Origin of the sequence: Bradyrhizobium pachyrhizi, from assembly GCF_029714545.1 — a bacterium.
In the GTDB taxonomy this organism is placed as follows: Bacteria; Pseudomonadota; Alphaproteobacteria; order Rhizobiales; family Xanthobacteraceae; genus Bradyrhizobium; species Bradyrhizobium pachyrhizi.
The window spans coordinates 7943945-7962390 of sequence record NZ_CP121667.1 but is presented as its reverse complement, the minus strand read 5'-3'; the positions used below and the strand labels follow the sequence as shown (position 1 = coordinate 7962390).

General features: G+C 61.8%; 13 protein-coding genes and 1 pseudogene. 9 read left to right on the top strand and 5 right to left on the bottom strand.

Annotated features, from left to right (window positions below; genetic code table 11):
* Positions 1–210: 210 nt before the first annotated feature.
* On the bottom strand, positions 211–1659 hold the full coding sequence (locus QA639_RS37615; RefSeq protein ID WP_028352244.1) for a helix-turn-helix domain-containing protein: 1449 nt from the start codon (positions 1657–1659) through the stop codon (positions 211–213).
* Positions 1660–1949: 290 nt separating this feature from the next.
* Here QA639_RS37615 and QA639_RS37610 point away from each other — a divergent pair, with 290 nt between their 5' ends.
* From QA639_RS37610 to QA639_RS37600, 3 genes and pseudogenes are all read left to right on the top strand, one after another.
* Positions 1950–3479 carry an acyl-CoA carboxylase subunit beta gene (locus QA639_RS37610; RefSeq protein WP_428841119.1) on the top strand — a complete coding sequence of 510 codons (1530 nt, stop codon included), beginning with the start codon at positions 1950–1952 and terminating at the stop codon, positions 3477–3479.
* Positions 3480–3486: 7 nt separating this feature from the next.
* Entirely contained in the window at positions 3487–5502 is a 2016-nt protein-coding gene (locus tag QA639_RS37605) for an acetyl-CoA carboxylase biotin carboxylase subunit (protein WP_283088654.1), read from the top strand.
* Positions 5503–5537: 35 nt separating this feature from the next.
* Positions 5538–7497: pseudogene (locus tag QA639_RS37600) on the top strand (methylmalonyl-CoA mutase).
* A 141-nt stretch (positions 7498–7638) separates the two neighbouring features.
* On the opposite strand, the gene QA639_RS37595 reads toward QA639_RS37600, so the two are convergent.
* Complete coding sequence (locus tag QA639_RS37595; protein ID WP_038377970.1) at positions 7639–8505, bottom strand: LysR family transcriptional regulator; 867 nt, start codon at positions 8503–8505, stop codon at positions 7639–7641.
* A gap of 102 nt (positions 8506–8607) precedes the next feature.
* Here QA639_RS37595 and QA639_RS37590 point away from each other — a divergent pair, with 102 nt between their 5' ends.
* From QA639_RS37590 to QA639_RS37580, 3 genes are all read left to right on the top strand, one after another.
* A complete protein-coding gene (locus QA639_RS37590) occupies positions 8608–9315 on the top strand; it encodes a glutathione binding-like protein (protein ID WP_028337488.1) in 708 nt (235 codons plus the stop codon).
* 97 nt (positions 9316–9412) lie between these two features.
* Positions 9413–9979: a 2,4'-dihydroxyacetophenone dioxygenase family protein gene (locus QA639_RS37585; protein WP_428841118.1), complete on the top strand. Its 567-nt coding sequence runs from the start codon at positions 9413–9415 to the stop codon at positions 9977–9979.
* Entirely contained in the window at positions 9976–10797 is an 822-nt protein-coding gene (locus QA639_RS37580) for an alpha/beta fold hydrolase (RefSeq protein WP_283088653.1), read from the top strand. Before QA639_RS37585 ends, QA639_RS37580 begins: the two co-directional genes overlap by 4 nt.
* A gap of 107 nt (positions 10798–10904) precedes the next feature.
* On the opposite strand, the gene QA639_RS37575 is transcribed toward QA639_RS37580, so the two are convergent.
* Positions 10905–12107, bottom strand: coding sequence for an iron-containing alcohol dehydrogenase (locus QA639_RS37575; RefSeq protein ID WP_283088652.1), 1203 nt, complete (start codon positions 12105–12107; stop codon positions 10905–10907).
* A gap of 181 nt (positions 12108–12288) precedes the next feature.
* Here QA639_RS37575 and QA639_RS37570 point away from each other — a divergent pair, with 181 nt between their 5' ends.
* The 3 genes from QA639_RS37570 (at position 12289) to QA639_RS37560 (ending at position 16279) form a co-directional block, all read left to right on the top strand.
* Positions 12289–13374, top strand: a complete 1086-nt coding sequence (locus tag QA639_RS37570) for a phosphotransferase family protein (RefSeq protein WP_283088651.1) — start codon at positions 12289–12291, stop codon at positions 13372–13374.
* A gap of 62 nt (positions 13375–13436) precedes the next feature.
* The gene (locus tag QA639_RS37565) at positions 13437–14570 is read left to right on the top strand and encodes an acyl-CoA dehydrogenase family protein (RefSeq protein ID WP_283088650.1); all 1134 of its coding nucleotides are present in this window, start codon (positions 13437–13439) and stop codon (positions 14568–14570) included.
* A 62-nt stretch (positions 14571–14632) separates the two neighbouring features.
* Positions 14633–16279: an acetate--CoA ligase gene (locus QA639_RS37560; protein ID WP_283088649.1), complete on the top strand. Its 1647-nt coding sequence runs from the start codon at positions 14633–14635 to the stop codon at positions 16277–16279.
* 10 nt (positions 16280–16289) lie between these two features.
* Here the strand turns inward: QA639_RS37560 and QA639_RS37555 are convergent, their stop codons facing one another.
* Both QA639_RS37555 and QA639_RS37550 read right to left on the bottom strand, forming a co-directional pair.
* Positions 16290–17027 (bottom strand): SDR family NAD(P)-dependent oxidoreductase, encoded by a 738-nt coding sequence (locus QA639_RS37555; protein ID WP_283088648.1) that lies wholly within the window; start codon positions 17025–17027, stop codon positions 16290–16292.
* Positions 17028–17112: 85 nt separating this feature from the next.
* Positions 17113–18306, bottom strand: a complete 1194-nt coding sequence (locus QA639_RS37550) for an ABC transporter substrate-binding protein (RefSeq protein WP_283088647.1) — start codon at positions 18304–18306, stop codon at positions 17113–17115.
* Positions 18307–18446 lie beyond the last annotated feature (140 nt).

The following is an 18446-nucleotide window of genomic DNA, read 5'->3' as shown; positions in this document are numbered from 1 at the left end:
CCTGCAACCAGACCGTTATGAGCGGCAGGCTGTCGAGCGAACTCGTTGATTTTGCTGCATTTTTGTGTCGCTTGATTGCATCCGTTGCCTTTGAATCACGCCGTTTCTGGTGCGAAACTGGTGCGGTGGAGTGACGCGAGAGCGTGCGACGCGATAGATCATGAACTGGGGCAACGGCGCGTCGGTGAAAGGCTGGCACGGCCCGGCCTGTCATCTGATCCTGCTGGTTCGTAAGGTCTTGGTGTCGATCTGATATGGGACGACTCCTCTTTCGATTGTGCCCACGTCAAGTGGATGTCCGATCGGCGGTAGCGCACGGTGACGACAATCCTTGCGTTCGCAGGCCCTGCATCCCGGACCGATAGGGTCGGTCGCGTCGGGGGCGTCCAAGTCGAGGCCTTTGGAGTAGATCGTCTCGCCTGCATAGGCAGTTTCGCAACCGAGTCCGACCGCAACCGCGCGCGGACGGTTGAGATAGGACCCCGCCGAGAGGCTCACGGTCCGAGCCACACAAAGATACTTCGTCCCATCCGGTGTCGCAGCGAGCTGGACCAGGATGCGCCCGGGATGTGAAAACGATTGGTGCACGTTCCACAGGGGGCAGGGGCCTCCGAATCGTGCGAACTGGAAGCGCGTAGCGCTGCTGCGCTTCAGGACGTTTCCAGCGATGTCGATCTTCAGGAAGTAGAACGGAATTCCTGGCGAGTCTCGCCGTTGAAGCGTGCTCAAGCGATGGCAGACTTGTTCAAAGCTCGTACCGAAGCGTCGTTGAAGGCGCTCAATGTCGTACCGAACTTCGCGCGCGGTAGCGAGGAATGGTCCGTACGGCATCACCAGCGCACCGGCAAAGTAGTTGGCGAGCGCGACCCGTGCCAGCGATGCAGCCTCCTCATTGCTCAGTCGTGCCTGCTTGACCTCGCGCTCGATGCTGCCTTGCTGCTCCAGGAGGCCAATGACGTGAGCAATCCAGAACAGCCGGCTTTCCAAGGGAGCATCTTGCGACAGAAAGAGCGTCTTGGCGTTGTTATCAAGCCGCCAGATCATCCCCTTGCCGAGATCCTCCGGGGCTTGCTCTGTTCGGATTCCATACCTGTCGCGCAAATACTTGATGAAATCGTCGCTGCGATTCTCGGGATGGAAGTTTCTCACTTCAGCAAGTCTTTCGGCGGCGCGGTCGATCGCATCAAAATAGTTTCGCTGGGATTGCACCCAATCCCGGACCTCATCGTAGGGAAAGCGGCTCGCAGCTCCCACGTCGCTTTCAGCGACGCGCGATTGCAGGGAGCGATGCTCTTCTTCGAGCGCAAGATAGCCGCGATAAAGATGGAGAAAGCGCTGCGCGATGTCGGGTGCGACCCTTACCGCCGCACTAGCCTCGTCTGCCGAGATGGCGGACCCAAACAGTGGGTCGCTGGCGCTTTCACGCAGTTCGCTTGCGAGCCGCAAATCGTCGTCGGCCGCGAAGTAGTTCGTTTCTATGTCCAGTAACCGACTGAGCCCCAAAAGCAGCTTGCGCGTGATTGGCCTCTGGTCCCCCTCCATCTGGCTTAGATAGCCGGCCGAAATCCTAAGAGCATCTGCGAGCTCCGCTTGTGTCATTCCGCGTTGCTCGCGCAGCCGCCGCAGCCGGTCGCCGGCAAAAATCTTGTGATGCTTCACTTCGCAAACTTTACAAAAAGCGAAGCGTTATCAGCAATAATACGCACTTCTTTGCTCCTCTCGCTGAGCTCATTTTGCTAACTTTGCATACATTAGACGGGGGTGCAAAGGTTGCTGGGCCGCCGGCCAGGGGCCGGTCAGTCGCCTTACAAGTGGGTGGGTCGGGATGACCTCCAGGTCGGCCGACGAGGACGCACATCGGCGAATACGCTCAACCAAGGCTCGTTCTGTGAAGAGAGCTTCTCTCGGATCGCAGTAGATCGGGCCCGATCATGAGGACGCGCGCTATCGTGAGTACATTGGCTGAACTCGAAGAGCGGCGCGCCGGCGCCAAGCTGGGCGGCGGCGAAAAGCGCATCGAGGCGCAGCACGCCCGCGGCAAGCTGACCGCCCGCGAGCGGATCGAGCTCCTGCTGGACAAGGGCTCGTTCGAGGAATTCGACATGTTCGTCGAGCACCGCTCGATCGAGTTCGGTATGGAGAAGACCAGGATTCCCGGCGACGGCGTCGTCACCGGCTGGGGCACGGTCAACGGCCGCAAGACGTTTGTCTTCGCCAAGGATTTTACGGTGTTCGGCGGCTCGCTCTCCGAGACCCACGCGCTGAAGATCACGAAACTGCAGGACATGGCGATGAAGGCGAGGGCGCCGATCATCGGCCTCTATGACGCCGGCGGCGCGCGCATCCAGGAGGGCGTCGCGGCGCTGGCGGGTTATTCCTATGTATTCCGCCGCAACGTCATCGCGTCAGGCGTGATCCCGCAGATCTCCGTCATCATGGGCCCCTGTGCCGGCGGCGACGTCTATTCGCCCGCGATGACCGACTTTATCTTCATGGTGAAGAACACCAGCTACATGTTCGTCACCGGCCCCGACGTGGTGAAGACCGTCACCAACGAGGTGGTGACCGCCGAGGAGCTCGGCGGCGCCTCGGTGCATGCCACGCGCTCCTCGATCGCCGACGGCGCGTTCGAGAACGACGTCGACGCGCTGCTGCAGATGCGCCGCCTGATCGACTTCCTGCCCTCGAACAACACCGACGGCGTGCCGGAGTGGCCGAGCTTCGACGATATCGGCCGGGTCGACATGTCGCTCGACACGCTGATCCCCGACAATCCGAACAAGCCCTACGACATGAAGGAGCTGATCCTGAAGGTCGTCGACGAGGGCGACTTCTTCGAGATCTCTGAGACCTTCGCGAAAAACATCGTCACCGGCTTCGGCCGCATCGCCGGCCGCACCGTCGGCTTCGTCGCCAACCAGCCGATGGTGCTGGCCGGCGTGCTCGACAGCGACGCCTCACGCAAGGCCGCGCGCTTCGTGCGGTTCTGCGATGCCTTCAACATCCCGATCGTCACCTTCGTCGACGTGCCGGGCTTCCTGCCGGGTACGAGCCAAGAATATGGCGGCCTGATCAAGCACGGTGCGAAACTGCTGTTCGCCTATTCGCAGTGCACGGTGCCGCTCGTCACCATCATCACCCGCAAGGCCTATGGCGGCGCCTTCGACGTCATGGCCTCGAAGGAGATCGGCGCCGACATGAACTACGCCTGGCCGACCGCCCAGATCGCCGTGATGGGCGCCAAGGGCGCAGTCGAGATCATCTTCCGCAGTGACATCGGCGACCCCGACAAGATCGCCGCGCGCACCAAGGAATACGAAGACCGCTTCCTGTCCCCCTTCATCGCCGCCGAGCGCGGCTACATCGACGACGTCATCATGCCGCATTCGACGAGGCGGCGGATCGCACGGGCGCTGGCGATGCTGAAGGACAAGAAGGTGGAAATCCCCGCGAAGAAGCACGACAATTTGCCGTTGTGATAGAAGCATGTTCAAACGAATCCTGATCGCCAACCGCGGCGAGATCGCCTGCCGGGTCATCAAGACTGCGCGCCGTATGGGGATTGAGACGGTCGCCGTCTACTCCGAGGCCGACCGCGACGCGCTGCATGTCGAGATGGCCGATGAGGCCGTGTTGATCGGCCCGCCCGCCGCCGCCGAGAGTTATCTTTTGATCGACAAGATCGTCGAGGCCTGCCGCAAGACCGGCGCGCAGGCGGTGCATCCGGGCTACGGCTTCCTGTCGGAGCGCGAGGCGTTCCCGCGCGCGCTGGAAGTCGCCGGCATCGTCTTCATCGGCCCGAACCCCGGCGCCATCGCCGCGATGGGCGACAAGATCGAATCCAAGAAGGCCGCGGCGAAGGCGAAGGTCTCGACCGTGCCGGGTCATCTCGGCGTCATTGAGGACGACAAGCACGCCGTCCAGATCGCCGACGAGATCGGCTACCCCGTGATGATCAAGGCCTCCGCCGGCGGCGGCGGCAAAGGCATGCGCATCGCGCATTCGAAGGCGGAAGTCGCCGAAGGCTTCAACCTCGCCAAGGCCGAGGCGAAGTCGTCGTTCGGCGACGACCGCGTCTTCATCGAGAAATTCATCGTCGATCCCCGGCACATCGAGATCCAGGTGCTCGGCGACAAGCATGGCAATGTGATCTACCTCGGCGAGCGCGAGTGCTCGATCCAGCGCCGCAACCAGAAGGTCATCGAGGAGGCGCCGTCGCCGCTGCTCGATGAGACCACCCGCCGCAAGATGGGCGAGCAGGCGGTCGCGCTGGCGAAGGCGGTGAACTACGATTCGGCCGGCACCGTGGAATTCGTCACCGGCCAGGACAAGAGCTTCTACTTCCTGGAGATGAACACCCGCCTGCAGGTCGAGCATCCCGTCACCGAATTGATCACCGGCATCGACCTCGTCGAGCAGATGATCCGCGTCGCCGCCGGCGAGAAGCTCGCGATCGCGCAGAAGGACGTGACGCTGACCGGCTGGGCGGTGGAATCCCGCGTCTATGCCGAGGATCCGTTCCGCAACTTCCTGCCGTCGATCGGGCGCCTGGTGAAATACCGTCCGCCGGCCGAGGCCAGCCACGACGGCATCACGATCCGCAACGACACCGGCGTGCAGGAAGGCGGCGAGATCTCGATCCATTACGATCCGATGATCGCCAAGCTCGTCACCCACGCCCCGTCGCGCGCCGCGGCGATCGAGGCGCAGGCGACCGCGCTCGACGCGTTCTATGTCGACGGCATCCGGCACAACATCCCGTTCCTGTCGGCCTTGATGAACCATCCGCGCTGGCGCGAGGGCCGGCTGTCGACCGGCTTTATCGCGGAAGAATTCCCCAAGGGATTTTCGGCGCGCGCGCCCGAGGGCGAGATCGCGCGGCGGCTGGCCGCGGTTGGCGCTGCCATCGACCACGTGCTGGGCGAGCGCAAGCGGCAGATCTCCGGCCAGATGGGCGGCCGCGTGGTGCTGCGCGAGCGCCGCCGCGCGGTGTGGCTCGACCACGCCGAGATCGCGCTCGATGTCGCCCGCGAGGGTGACGCCATCGCGGTGCGCTTCATTGCCGCCGACGGGCTCCCTGGCAATCCGCACAATCTGGTGTCGGGCTGGGTGCCGGGCGAGCCGGTCTGGCAGGGCACCATCGACGGCAACTTTGTCGCCGTCCAGGTGCGGTCGATCAACAACGGCTTCCGCCTCGCGCATCAGGGCTTTGAGGTCCCGGTCTATGTCTTCACCGAGACCGAGGCGACCTCGGCGCGGTTGATGCCGGTGGTCTCGGCCGCCGACACCGGCAAGAAGTTGCTGTGCCCGATGCCCGGTCTCGTGGTGTCGATCGCGGTGACCGAGGGGCAGGAGATCAAGGCCGGCGAGACGCTCGCGGTGGTCGAAGCCATGAAGATGCAGAACGTGCTGCGCGCCGAGCGTGACGGCACGGTCAAGAAGATCCACGCCGCCGCCGGCGCCACGCTCGCGGTCGACGCGCTGATCCTGGAATTTGCGTAGAGCGGCTGGAGCATCAGCACAACGTGCCAAAGGAGATGCTCGTGTTTCCCGATGAGTGGAAGAAGATTGCAGAAAGGGAACTAAAGGGCGATCCCGCGACGCTCGTGCGCGAGACGCCTGAGAATATCGCGGTCAAGCCCGTCTATACCGCGTCGGATCTGGCAGGTATTGCCCATCTGGACTCGTTGCCCGGAATGTGGCCGTTCGTTCGCGGACCGCGCGCGACGATGTATAGCGGCCGGCCGTGGACAATTCGGCAGTATGCGGGATTTTCTACCGCGGAAGCGTCGAATTCGTTCTATCGAAGTGCGCTCGCCTCCGGACAAAAAGGATTGTCGGTAGCTTTCGATTTGGCCACACACCGCGGCTATGATTCCGATCATCCCCGTGTCGTCGGTGACGTCGGCAAGGCTGGGGTCGCTATCGATTCAGTCGAGGATATGAAAATCCTCTTCGATGGTATCCCTCTCGGCGAGATCTCTGTATCGATGACCATGAACGGCGCGGTGATTCCGATTCTGGCGACGTTCATCGTCGTGGCTGAAGAGCAGAGCGTTCAACGACAGGCGCTGTCCGGAACGATCCAGAACGACATTCTCAAGGAGTTCATGGTTCGAAACACCTATATCTATCCGCCGCAACCATCTATGCGCATCATCGCGGACATCATCGCCTACACGGCACGTTACATGCCGAAGTTCAATTCGATCTCGATCTCGGGTTACCACATGCAGGAAGCCGGAGCGACGCTAGTCCAGGAGCTTGCCTTCACACTCGCCGACGGGCGCGAATACGTTCGCTCGGCGCTTGCCAAAGGGCTCAATATCGACGATTTCGCCGGGCGGCTGTCGTTCTTTTTCGCGATCGGGATGAATTTCTTCATGGAGGCCGCCAAGCTGCGAGCCGCCCGACTTATCTGGTCGCGCGTGATGGCGGAGTTCCAGCCCATTTTCGGCGCGGATTGCGCGCAATACCCAGCTGATACTTCAGCATGAAACCGGAATTACCGATGTCGTCGTTCCGCTCGCCGGCTCTTATTATGTGGAGCGCCTCACCGATGAGCTCGCCCGCGAGGCATGGCAGCTCATGGAAAAGGTCGAGAGTATGGGAGGGATGGCCCGAGCAATTGCGAGCGGCTGGCCTAAGCGTCTGATCGAAGAATCTGCCACGCGAGAGCAGGCGGCCATCGACCGCGGAGATCAAGTGATCGTCGGAGTCAATCGCTTTCGTCTCGATCATGAAGAACCGATCGATATTCTGGAGATCGACAATTCATCCGTCCGCGCTTCCCAGATCAAGCATCTTGCCGAGACCAAGAAGATGCGGGCTACTGAGAGAGTTCGTGCAATGCTGGCGGCAATGACCCAGGTGGCCCGAACAGGCGAGGGAAACCTGCTCGAGATGGCTGTCGAAGCAGCCAGGTCGCGCGCCACCGTCGGCGAGATGTCGGACGCAATGCGGCAGGCTTTCGGCGACCATGAGGCGACCCCGGCAGTTGTCTCGGATGTTTACGGTCAGGCTTATGCAGGCGATCCCGAGTTTACCAACCTCGTATCCCGGGTCGGCGAAATCTCGCGGGCCATCGGCATGCGGCCGAAGATCATGATCGCCAAGCTAGGTCAGGACGGGCATGACCGAGGCGCGAAAGTCATCGCGTCAGCGTTTGGAGATGTCGGCTTCGATATCATCGCCGGTCCGTTGTTTCAGACACCTTCCGAAGCGGCGGTGATGGCGGTTCGTGAAGGTGTGCATGTACTCGGCATTTCGTCGCTCGCAGCTGGCCAGAAGACGCTCATCCCACAGGTCATTGAGCAGCTGGCGGCGATTGGGGGAGGCAACGTCATTGTCGTTTGCGGCGGAGTTGTGCCGCGGCAGGATTACGATGCGCTATTCCGCAACGGCGTTGCCGCTGTCTTCGGGCCAGGCACTAACGTGCTCGAGGCGGCCAGGGCAGTTCTCGACCTCATCGAGGGTAAGCGAAGCAATCGACTTTGACCGATCGGAGATCGACGGATGTCCCGCCTTAATTGAAACTCGGCGCGATACGAAGTCATGCCGGCGAGGGACGGGATTTCAGCTCGCGCACTTAGTCAAGATTGGAGTCGGGCTCCAAGACTGAAGATTGTGTTTGCGGTGTTAGCGGGCGGTAGCTGCGAGCTTCTCTCGTAGGAATTCCCGCAAGCAGGTCGCTACGGTTCGAACCGGGGCCGAGCGCTTCAGGTCCGTATGAAAAACGAGCCACACGTCGCGTTGTGCGATCTTCTCCCGCCGGGCCCGCGCGAGGACCGGATCTCTGGCGGCGATGAAGTCGGGCAGCGCGGCTACCCCTCCGCCGGCGCGAACAAGCGCAACCTGAAGCTCGAGGGTACTCGACCGGAGCGCCAGCGGCTTATCGCCGGCAACGCGGCGGAGGGCGGCTTGCTGGGCCGCGCCTTCCAGGACTTCGTCGTAGCCGATGAACGTCCAGTCCGAAGCGCTGGTGGTCTCCAGATAAGCCCGGCTCCCATACAGATGGAATGTTACCGCGCCGACCTTTGAAGCCGTGAGATCGCCTTCGATCGGGCGGCTGAAACGTACAGCGATATCAGCCTCGCGCTGATTGAGTGACGAGTAGCGCGTCTCGGCCAAGACCCGGATTGTAAGCCTGGGGTGTGACCGGCGCAGGTCGACAATCGGCTCCGCCAGCATTGTGGCCGCGAGCACCGGCGTTGCGCTGATGGTGACTTCCCCGGAGACCTCTGCTCGTTCGCCAGAGGCCGTCCGCTCAATCGCTTGAGCCTGTGCATCCATCGGCCCGACGAGGCTTGCGACGCGCTTGCCCGCCGCGGTCAGCAATAGTTGCCGCCCACGGCGGTCCACCAGTCGCAGCCCAAGCTCCTGTTCAAGCGCCGCGATACGGCGCGCAATGGTCGCATGCTCGACCGCGAGCAGACGTGCGGCGGCGGAGAGCGTGCCGTTGCGCGCAAGGGCGGCGAAAGACTTCAAGTTTTCCCAGTCGGCCATTGTGCAAAAATTCACATCGACTGCGAAGTTCTAGCGAATTCACAGCGAAAAGCCAGCCCACCAATATGAGGGGACAAAGCACAATCTGGGAGGCCGCGGATCATGCTCGATCTCTATTACTGGACCACGCCAAACGGCCACAAGGTGACGATCTTCCTCGAGGAGAGTGGCCTGCCTTATCGCGTCATTCCGGTGAACATCTCGACAGGTGAGCAATTCCAGCCCGAGTTTCTCAAGATCGCCTCGAACAACCGTATTCCGGCACTGCTCGACCATGCGCCAGCCGCAGGTGGAGAGCCGATCTCTCTGTTCGAGTCCGGCGCTATCCTGCTCTATCTCGCCGAGAAGACCGGTCGGTTCATTCCGAGTGACGTGCGAGCACGTGCGGACGTGCTGCAATGGCTGTTCTGGCAGATGGGAGGTCTCGGACCCATGGCCGGGCAAAACCATCATTTCGTTCGGTATGCACCGGAGCGCATCCCATACGCCATGGCGCGCTACGTCAACGAGACCAACCGCCTCTATGGCGTGCTCGACAGGAGGCTTGCAGACCGCGAGTACATCGCCGGCGCCGACTACACGATCGCCGATATGGCGTCCTACCCCTGGATCGTGCCGCACCAGCGGCAACAGCAGAACCTGGATGATTTTCCTCATCTGAAGCGCTGGTTTCGGGCCGTGCAGGAGCGGCCCGCCACGTCAAGGGCCTACGAACTTGCCCAAACGATCAACACCCGACCGACAGTGACCGAGAACGCGAAATCCGTGCTGTTCGGACAAACGGCATCGCGCCTTCGAGGTCGGATCTGAGACGGCAACATGATCGCGCTGCTGGTCATCTTAATCCAAATCATGCCCGTCATTCGAGCCCGCATCCAAACATTGTTTCACAAAGCGAGGAAAAAACATGACTGTCACACCCCCTGTTGAAGCGGCTCCCGCGCCGGAGCGGCGCTCGATCGACTACAGCAAGGTTCCGTACCAGCTGCCGCAGCCCACGGGTATGCTCGCCGACACCCTCGTTGCTTCGGCCCTCGACCTCAGTGGGGACGAGCGCCTGTGGGTGCCGCAGGCGAAAGACGTCTCATTCAAGCCGCTGCTGCTCAATGTCAGCCAGGGCTATTTCATCAACCTGATCCGGGTGCGTGCCTCGGGTGTCGTGTCCCGCCATCGGCACGCCGGTCCGGTTCATGCTTTTACGCTCCGCGGCAAGTGGCACTATCTGGAGCACGATTGGATTGCATCTGCCGGTGACTACTCTTTTGAGCCTCCCGGTGAGACTCACACCCTCGTCGTGCCTGAAGACGTGGCGGAAATGGTGACGTTGTTTCATGTCACCAGCGGCTACACTTATGTTGATCCTCATGGTGTTGCACTCGGTTACGAAGACTCCTTCACCAAGCTTGAACAAGTGAGCCGACACTACAAGAAAGTCGGAATCGGCGACGAGTACATCAGGAGGATGGTTCGATGACGGCGCGCGCGACAATTGACGTCGACGGAATTCCGATCAGCTACCTGGCGGCTGGCAATAGCGGCCCGTTGGTGCTGATGCTTCACGGTACGTATTGGAGCCGCGTCTGGCAGCCGGTGCTCGACGATATCGCAGCGGCCGGGCTGCGTCCGGTTGCGGTCGACTTCCCGGGCTTTGGAAGATCCGGAGGTGCACTCGAAGGGGCGGAGGCATCGGTTCCGCGGTTGGCCGCCTGGATTCCTCGTTTCCTTGCCGCGCTCGGTCATACGGGACCGGTCATGGTCGCAGGTCACGATATCGGAGGCGGCGTCGCGCAGTGTCTGCTGGTCAACGGCGCTGTTGACGTCTCGCGCCTGGCGCTCGTGAATGCCGTGATGTACGACTCTTGGCCGGCGCCGACGGTCGCTCGCTTCCGCGATCCGGCGGTGGCCGCTGCGACCTCGACCGAGGATGTCCTGGCGGCGCGCCGGGAGGCCGTTGCCAAGGCGCTTGCGCGGCCTGCAAGCGAGGCCGAGATGGCCGAATATCTGCAGCCCTGGACCGATCCGCGGGTCGCGCGGTCGTGGCTGGCGCTCGCGGGCGCAGCTGATCATCGCCATACGCTCGAGCTCCTGCCCAGGCTCGGCCGGTCAAACACGCCCAAGCTGCTGGTCTGGGGCGAAGATGACCAGTTCCAGACGATTGACTATGCCGAGAGGTTCGTCCGCGAGATTCCGGCAAGCAGGCTGGTCCGGATCAAGGCGGCCGGCCACATCCCGATGGAAAACGATCCGCAGGCTGTGGCTCGCACCCTTGCCGAGTTCTTTGGCAAACCTTGAGGGTTAGCGACGCGGCGGTTGCCGAAAGTGACGGCGTCGCCGCGTTGAGAGTCTGTGTCGTCGTCCAAGCCGATGTTTGACGTCCACAACCTTCTCCCAAGGGGGCGTCAGCAAGCAGCGCGAAGGATAGTCATGATATCGGCTGCCGTTTCAATTGGGCGCAAGTTCGCTTTGACAAACGCATTGTTCAGACCTGTCTCCGCGACCCGCGGCAGGGTGCTTTCATCTACGCTGAGCTGCGATAACCGGGTCGGGAGCCCAAGCGATTCGATGAAACGGCGGACGGCATCCGCCGCCGATTTCCCAGGTTCGCCAAAAATCACCGAGAGCTCGGCCTGCTGTGCGGCAGATACCGGTGCGTTAAAGGCAAGGACGGCGGGCAGCAGCACGCAGGACGTCATGCCATGCGGGACGCCAGCGATTGCTCCCAACTGATGTCCGAGTCCGTGACTGGCGCCGTAGCGAACCCGGCCGATGCTGGAGCCCGCGAGCCAGGTGCCGAGCTGGCAGCGATGACGAGCCTCGACGTCGGCGGGATCGACGTGCGCTGCACTCAGACCCTCGCGCAACAGCGCTAATCCGCGCATGGCGAGGGCGTCGGTAAACGGATTGCCGTCTCGCGAAAGGACGGTCTCAATCCCATGATCAATGGAGCGTATACCGGTCGACAGCCAGAGATCGAGAGAGGTCTGCGCGCCGAGCCACGGATCGTAAACAATCATGTTCGGCGCCAGGCTATCGGACATGAAGATGTGCTTTACGCCGGTTTCGACGTCGGTCGCGCCGGCGATGATTCCGAATTCGGCCGCCGAAAGCGTCGTCGGCACGGCAATGATCGGGATATTGCGCACTCCAGGCGAGGGGCGAGAGATTCCGAGGTTGTCGGGCACCGAACGTAGCCCGAGCAATGCGACCCGATCCCGAACTCTCGCACCCGCCGCAAGGCCAGCGATCTTAACGGCATCGATTGCGCTCCCTCCGCCGAACACAATGATCAAATCGGGATTTTGGTGTTCGATCGTTTCGATGAGCGAGAGCACGACGTCGAATGGCGTGTGCGGCTTCAGGTCGAAGAAGGCCGGGAGCGCCGAAGGTCCGAGACGCTTGAGCGTGGCTTCGACAACCGGATTGCGAAGCAATGACGACGTGACGATCGGCAGAATGCGGGTCGAACCGCAGTCCCTCGCCAGCCGCTCGACCGCGTCTTCGGCATGTGCGCCGTAATGCACTGATGGCTGGCGCAGCAGGGCCAGTGCACCAGGAGGGATGACGACCGCTTGGTTGCTGCGGTCGGTCGGAGACGTTGTCATGATAGCGCCCTTGACTTCATTGCCGTCGGACCCCCTGTATCTGACAATTATTGTCCGACAATAAAATATTCAGCAAGCGCTTTTTTGGAACTGAATTACATGAAATTGAGGCCTTGACCTGAACGTCACTTTCTGAGATGTGTGTATTGTCGGACAATAACGCAGATTTTGGAGCCTGGACTTGGAGGTCGTCCGATCGAAACTGGTAAGCGCGGATCTGATGCCGGCTGCGGATAGCGCGCAGTCCGGCTGGGAGCGGCTTGCGCGGTATTTGAACGGCTTCGGCATGAGTCTCGACCTCTCGCAGCCGATCCGGCGATTTGCCGGCGGCCTCGCCAATCGCAACTACCTCGTCGTTTTGGATGGGCAGCCAACCGTCTTGCGTCGTCCGCCGGATGGCGAGCTGCCGCCGGGCGCACACGACATGGAGCGCGAGCATCGTATCCTGTCGCGACTTTCCAATGCCCTCCCGTTCGTCCCGAGAGGCCTGCACTACTGCGACGACCGAAGCGTCATCGGCGTTCCCTTTCAACTGATTGAGTATCGCCCCGGCCTCGTTATTCGCGGGACCGATCTGTCGCAGTTGGAAGGGCGCGAGGGTGCTCCCGATGCCCTTTCCGAAATGCTGGTTGCGACGCTGGCGGCGCTCCACGGCGTCGACGCGCGCGAGGCGGGGCTGGAAGATCTCGGCCGGCCCGAAGGATTCATCGGGCGCGCGATTGCCGGATGGTCAAGGCGCGGGGTGCTGGTGGCCGATGGCGCCGCGTTGCAGGCCCTGTTGCAGGACAACTCTCGCTGGCTGTTGCGGCAGACGTTTCGGGTACGCCCGCCGACGCTGCTTCACTGTGATTTCAAGCTCGACAATCTCATCCTCGAGCCACGGACGCTGGCGCCGGTGGCGCTGGTCGACTGGGACATGGGAACGCGGGGAGATCCGCTGTTCGACTTGGCGACACTGCTCAGCTATTGGGCCGAGCCGAATGATCCGCCGGCGCTGCATCGTCTTCAACAGATGCCCACGGTAAATTCAGGATTTTGGCGACGCGCCAGGGTTGCGGAGCGCTATGCAGCGCTGACGGGAACTGACCTTGATGACCTGCTTGCTATGCGCGTTCTCGCGCTGTTCAAGCTCGGGATCGTGTTTCTGCAACTGCACCGCCAATGGCTGAATGGGGCGGTGAAGGACGACCGCTATGCCGATTTCGCGGCTCTCGGCGAAGATATTCTCTTGATTGCGCGCGACGTCTCAAACGGATCTGAAGGCTAATAATGGCTGAGCTCGACATGAACTTCTCACTGCCGCCGCAGGTGTCGGAACTGGCGTATCGCGTGAAGGCGTTCGTCAGGGACAGGGTTGTTCCGTTCGAGAAGGACAAGCGCTGGACGGATCACGGCCCGACTGATGACCTGCGCCGCGAGTTGAATGCGCTCGCGCGTGAGGCCGGCGTCTTTGCGCCGCATGCGCCAGAGGAATATGGCGGTCAGCATCTGTCTCATATCGGTCGTGCTGCCGTATTCACCGCTGCGGGCTACTCCATGCTGGGACCGGTTGCACTGCATTGCGCCGCGCCCGATGAGGGCAACATCCATCTTCTCGATGTCGTTGCTCGCGCCGATCAGCGCGAGCGCTATCTGAGGCCGCTCGCGACGGGTACGGTGCGCTCCTGCTTTTGCATGACGGAGCCAGCTCCCGGTGCTGGGTCCGATCCGAGTCTGTTGCAGACGACGGCACGCCGTGACGGCAATGACTGGGTCATAGATGGCGAGAAATGGTTGATCACCGGCGCCGAAGGCGCTGCATTCGCCATCATCATGGCGAAGGCGCATGGCGATGGGACCGAAAGTGCCGCCACGATGTTTCTTGCGGATATGTCCGATCCAGCCATCAGGATCGAGCGTACGCTCGACACGATCGATTCGAGCTTTGTAGGCGGCCATGCAGTCGTTCGCTTCGATGGACTCCGGGTTCCTGCCGGCGCTGTGCTTGGCGAGGTCGGGCAGGGCTTTCGGTATGCGCAGGTTCGTCTCGCGCCGGCGCGGCTCACGCACTGCATGCGTTGGCTCGGTTCGGCAATCCGCGCGCAGGAGATCGCGACCGAATTCGCGCGCCGCCGTACCGCGTTCGGAAGGCCGATCGGCGAGCATGAGGGAGTTTCCTTCATGCTGGCCGACAACGCGATGGACATTCACCTGGCGCAACTGACGATCTGGCACACGGCATGGGTGCTCGACAGGGGAGATCGGGCGTCCAGCGAAAGCTCGATGGCGAAGGTGATTTGCTCCGAGGCGATTGCTCGCGTTGCTGACCGTTCGCTGCAGATCCTGGGTGGACTGGGAACGACGCGCGACACGATCGTCGAACGGTTCTATCGCGATATCCGTGCCTTCCGCATCTATGACGGCCCCTCCGAAGTGCATCGATGGGCGATCGGACGACGCATTCTGACCCACGGCGGGAACTAGATGATCGCAACACGCCGACCCCATTGAAAAACAAGAACCGCACCAAGCGGGAGGAAACAACAATGCGAGATATATGGACACACACCAAAGAGCCGGACGCGGAACGCTACGAGGCGTTGCGCGCGAATTTTCGCTGGGACGTTCCGGCCACCTTCAATTTCGGCGCCGATATCGTCGACCGCTGGGCTCGCGAGCACGATGGCCCGGCGTTGATTTGGCAGAACGAGGCCGGCGACACCCGCACCTATAATTATTCAGACCTGTCGCGGCTATCGAACAGGCTGGCCAATGTGTTGCGCGCGCATGGTGTGGAGAAGGGCGATCGCGTCCTCGTCATGCTGCCGCGCCTGCCGGAATGGTTCGTCTCGTTGATCGCAATCATGAAGATCGGTGCGGTGCCGATCCCGTGCATCGAGATGCTCACCGCGCGGGATCTCGAATACCGCGTGAGCAATGCCGAGGTGAAGGCCGTGATCTGCCGATCCGGGCAGGCCACCAAGTTTGCCGCGGTGGAAAACGCGATACCGGTGCGAATTGCTCTCGGCGCCGTCTCTGGTTGGCTGGCATGGGACAGGGAGCTCGAGAGCGCATCCGATGTTGCCGAGCCGGCGATCGTCGATGCCGACGACCCCGCGATCATGTATTACACGTCGGGCTCGACCGGCCACCCGAAGGGCGTCGTGCACGCCGCGCATGCCATTTACGCATGGCGGATATCGGCGCTTTACTGGCTCGACCTGCGTCCGGGCGAGGTGATCTGGTGTACGGCCGACACCGGCTGGAGCAAGGCCGGAACCAGCATCATCTTTGGTCCGCTGAGCTGCGGCGCGTGCTCGTTCATCTTTGACGGTTCGTTCGTCCCCAAGGATCGTCCGGCACTGCTGCGCAAGCATCAGGTCACAGTCTACTGTGCGCCTGGCACTGAGCTGTCGAAAGTCGTGAACGAGGTGTCGTCGCGGAGCGATCTGGGGCGGCTGCGCCGCGTTGTGACCGCCGGCGAGGCCATGAATCCGGTGGTTGCCGAGCGATGGGAGCGCGCCACCGGTATCCGGATCGACGAGGCCTACGGCCAGACCGAGGCCCTGATGGTGGCGCTGAACTATCCGAGCGAGCCGGTCCGGTATGGCTCGATGGGGCGGCCGTCACCGGGCTCCGATCTCGACGTAGTCGACGGGCTCGGCAATCGCCTGCCGCCAGGACAGGAAGGGGATCTCGCGCTCAAGCTGCCGAATCCGCAATTGATGCAGGGCTACTGGAAGGACCCGGACAGGACGCAAGCCTGCTTTATCGACGGTCCGGACGGGCGCTGGTTTCTTACCAGCGACCGCGCCGAGAAGGATGCTGACGGTTACTTCTGGTATCGCGGACGCTCCGACGATGTCATCAATTCGGCCGGTTATCGTATCGGTCCGATCGAGGTCGAGAATGCGCTTGCCGAGCATTCGGCGGTCCAGTTCTGCGCGGTGGTGGGCTGCCCCGACGAAGAGCGCGGCGAGATCGTGAAAGCCTTCGTGGTTTTGCGCGATGGCGCGATGCCGGCGGCGGAGCTGACGCGGGAATTGCAGGACCACGTCAAGTCGGTCACCGCTCCTTACAAGTATCCGCGGGCGATCGAATATGTCGCTGAACTGCCGATGACAATCACGGGCAAGATCCGGCGTCGCGAGTTGCGCGACCGCGAATACGCGCGTGTTCGCGGCACGCGGTGAACGTTACCATTCAGGCGAGCGTCAGGCCTCCGTCCACCACGATGGTCTGGCCGATAATGTAGGATGCCAGCGGCGAGGCAAGGAACAGCGCTGTGCCGGCGATGTCGTCCGGCTGTCCCAGCCGCTTCAGCGGCACGCGCTGCTCTGTCGCCTCGCGCCGCTTCGGATGATCGGTCGTGACCTTGGTCAGCTTGGTCTCGATAAGCCCCGGCGCAATGCCATTGACGCGGATGCCGTCCTCGGCCCATGCCTCCCCCAGCGTGCGCGTCAATCCGATCGCGCCGGCCTTCGAGGCATTGTAGGCCGGGTTGCCCTTGGTCGAGCGGAAGCCGGCCATCGAGCTGAGAATGATGAGTGAACCGCCGCTCGCCCTCAGCAGGTCGTGAAATTTGAGGCTGCAGACCATCAGGCTGTTGAGATTGACATCGATGACGTGCTGGAAGCCTTTGGGTTCGAATTCGCGCCGATTGTAGAGAACGATCCCTTGCGAAAGCACCAGCACGTCGAGGCGATCGAGCGGCGGCGCAGAGGCGGTGATCGCATCGAAGTCGCCGACGTCCATCCGCGCGTAATGCAGTCCGGTCAGATCGGAGCCGTCGTCGGGTCGATAGTCCGACGCCGCGGCGCGCGTGCCCCAGATGTGAACGGCAGCGCCGCGCCGACGGAACGCCTGCGCGATCGCATTGCCTATTCCGCTCGATCCACCGACGACCAGAACTGTTTTCCCATTGAAATCAAGATCATTCACAGCGATACATCTCCTGCAGCATCGGTTGCGCGTTCCGGCCGTCACGTTCGACTTACCGGGGCTTCTGGCTTCGCGGCGATCGGCCTTACTTGACGAGAGGGCAGTGGCCATCGGCCATCGGTCGGTACGCCTCGTCGCCGGGAATTCGCGCCAGAACCTTGAAGATGTCCCACGGCTCCTTGGATTCCTCCGGCGCCTTGACCTGCAGCAGATACATGTCGCGCACCAGGCGGCCGTCCTGACGAATCCGGTAGTCGTCGCTAAAGAAGTCGCGGACCGGCAATTCCTTCATCTTGGCGGTAACCGCCACTCCCTCGTCGGTGCCGGCCGCCTGCACCGCCTTCAGATAGTGCAGGACCGCACTATATACGCCGGCCTGGATCGAGGTTGGCGCCCGTCCATTGTGCAGCTTCATGAATCGGCGAGACCAAGCCCGGGTACGGTCGTCCGCATCCCAATAGAAGGCATCGGTGATGACCAGGCTCTTTGCTTGCTCAAGCCCGACCGCCTTGACGTCGGTAATAAACATCAGGAGGCCAGCGAGCTTTTGGCCTCCTTGCACCAGGCCGAATTCGTTCGCCTGCTTGATGGCATTGACGGTGTCACCGCCCGCGTTTGCAAGCCCAATCACCTTGGCCTTGGACTGCTGGGCTTGCAGCAGATATGACGAGAAATCCGATGTGTTCAGCGGATGACGGACGCTTCCGAGTACCGTACCTCCAGCCTTCTGCACGAATGCCATCGCTTCTCGCTCCTGGGAATGGCTTCCTGCATTGTCACCAGTGAGAAAGAACCAGCTGTCGCCGCCTTGCTTGACCATCGCACGCGCGGTGCCATTAGCCATCGCATAGCCGTCATAGGTCCAGTGGACCGTCGTTGGCGAGCAGTCCTTGCCGGTGAACTCGACATAGGCGGGGCCAGAGAGCAGCAGAACCTTCTGCTTCTCCCGTGTCACGCTGAGTACGGCAAGAGCTGTAGCGGAATGCGGTACGTCGACAATCGCATCGACTTTCTCGGTGTCGATCCAGCGCCGTGCGATGGTGCTGCCGACGTCGGGCTTGTTCTGGTGATCTGCCGAAATAAGCTCGATGGGCTTGCCAAGGACCGCACCGCCGAAATCCTCGATAGCCATCTTCGCTGCTACCGAAGATCCGGGGCCGCTGAGATCGGAATAGAGCCCGGATTGATCGTTCAAAACTCCGATCTTCACCACGTCGTTCGACGCCTGCGAGAATGCAGGCGTCGCATGATGGAGTGCAATCGCGACGCAGGCTGCCAATAGGTGACGCAAGACTTCCTCCCCGAATTATTGTCCGACAATTTATTGTCCGACAATAATTGGAGGCAATTTGATCTTTTGTCAATTCCGGCCTATGGTTGTAGTTCAGCGCCGGCCACAGATGCTATAATGCCAAAACC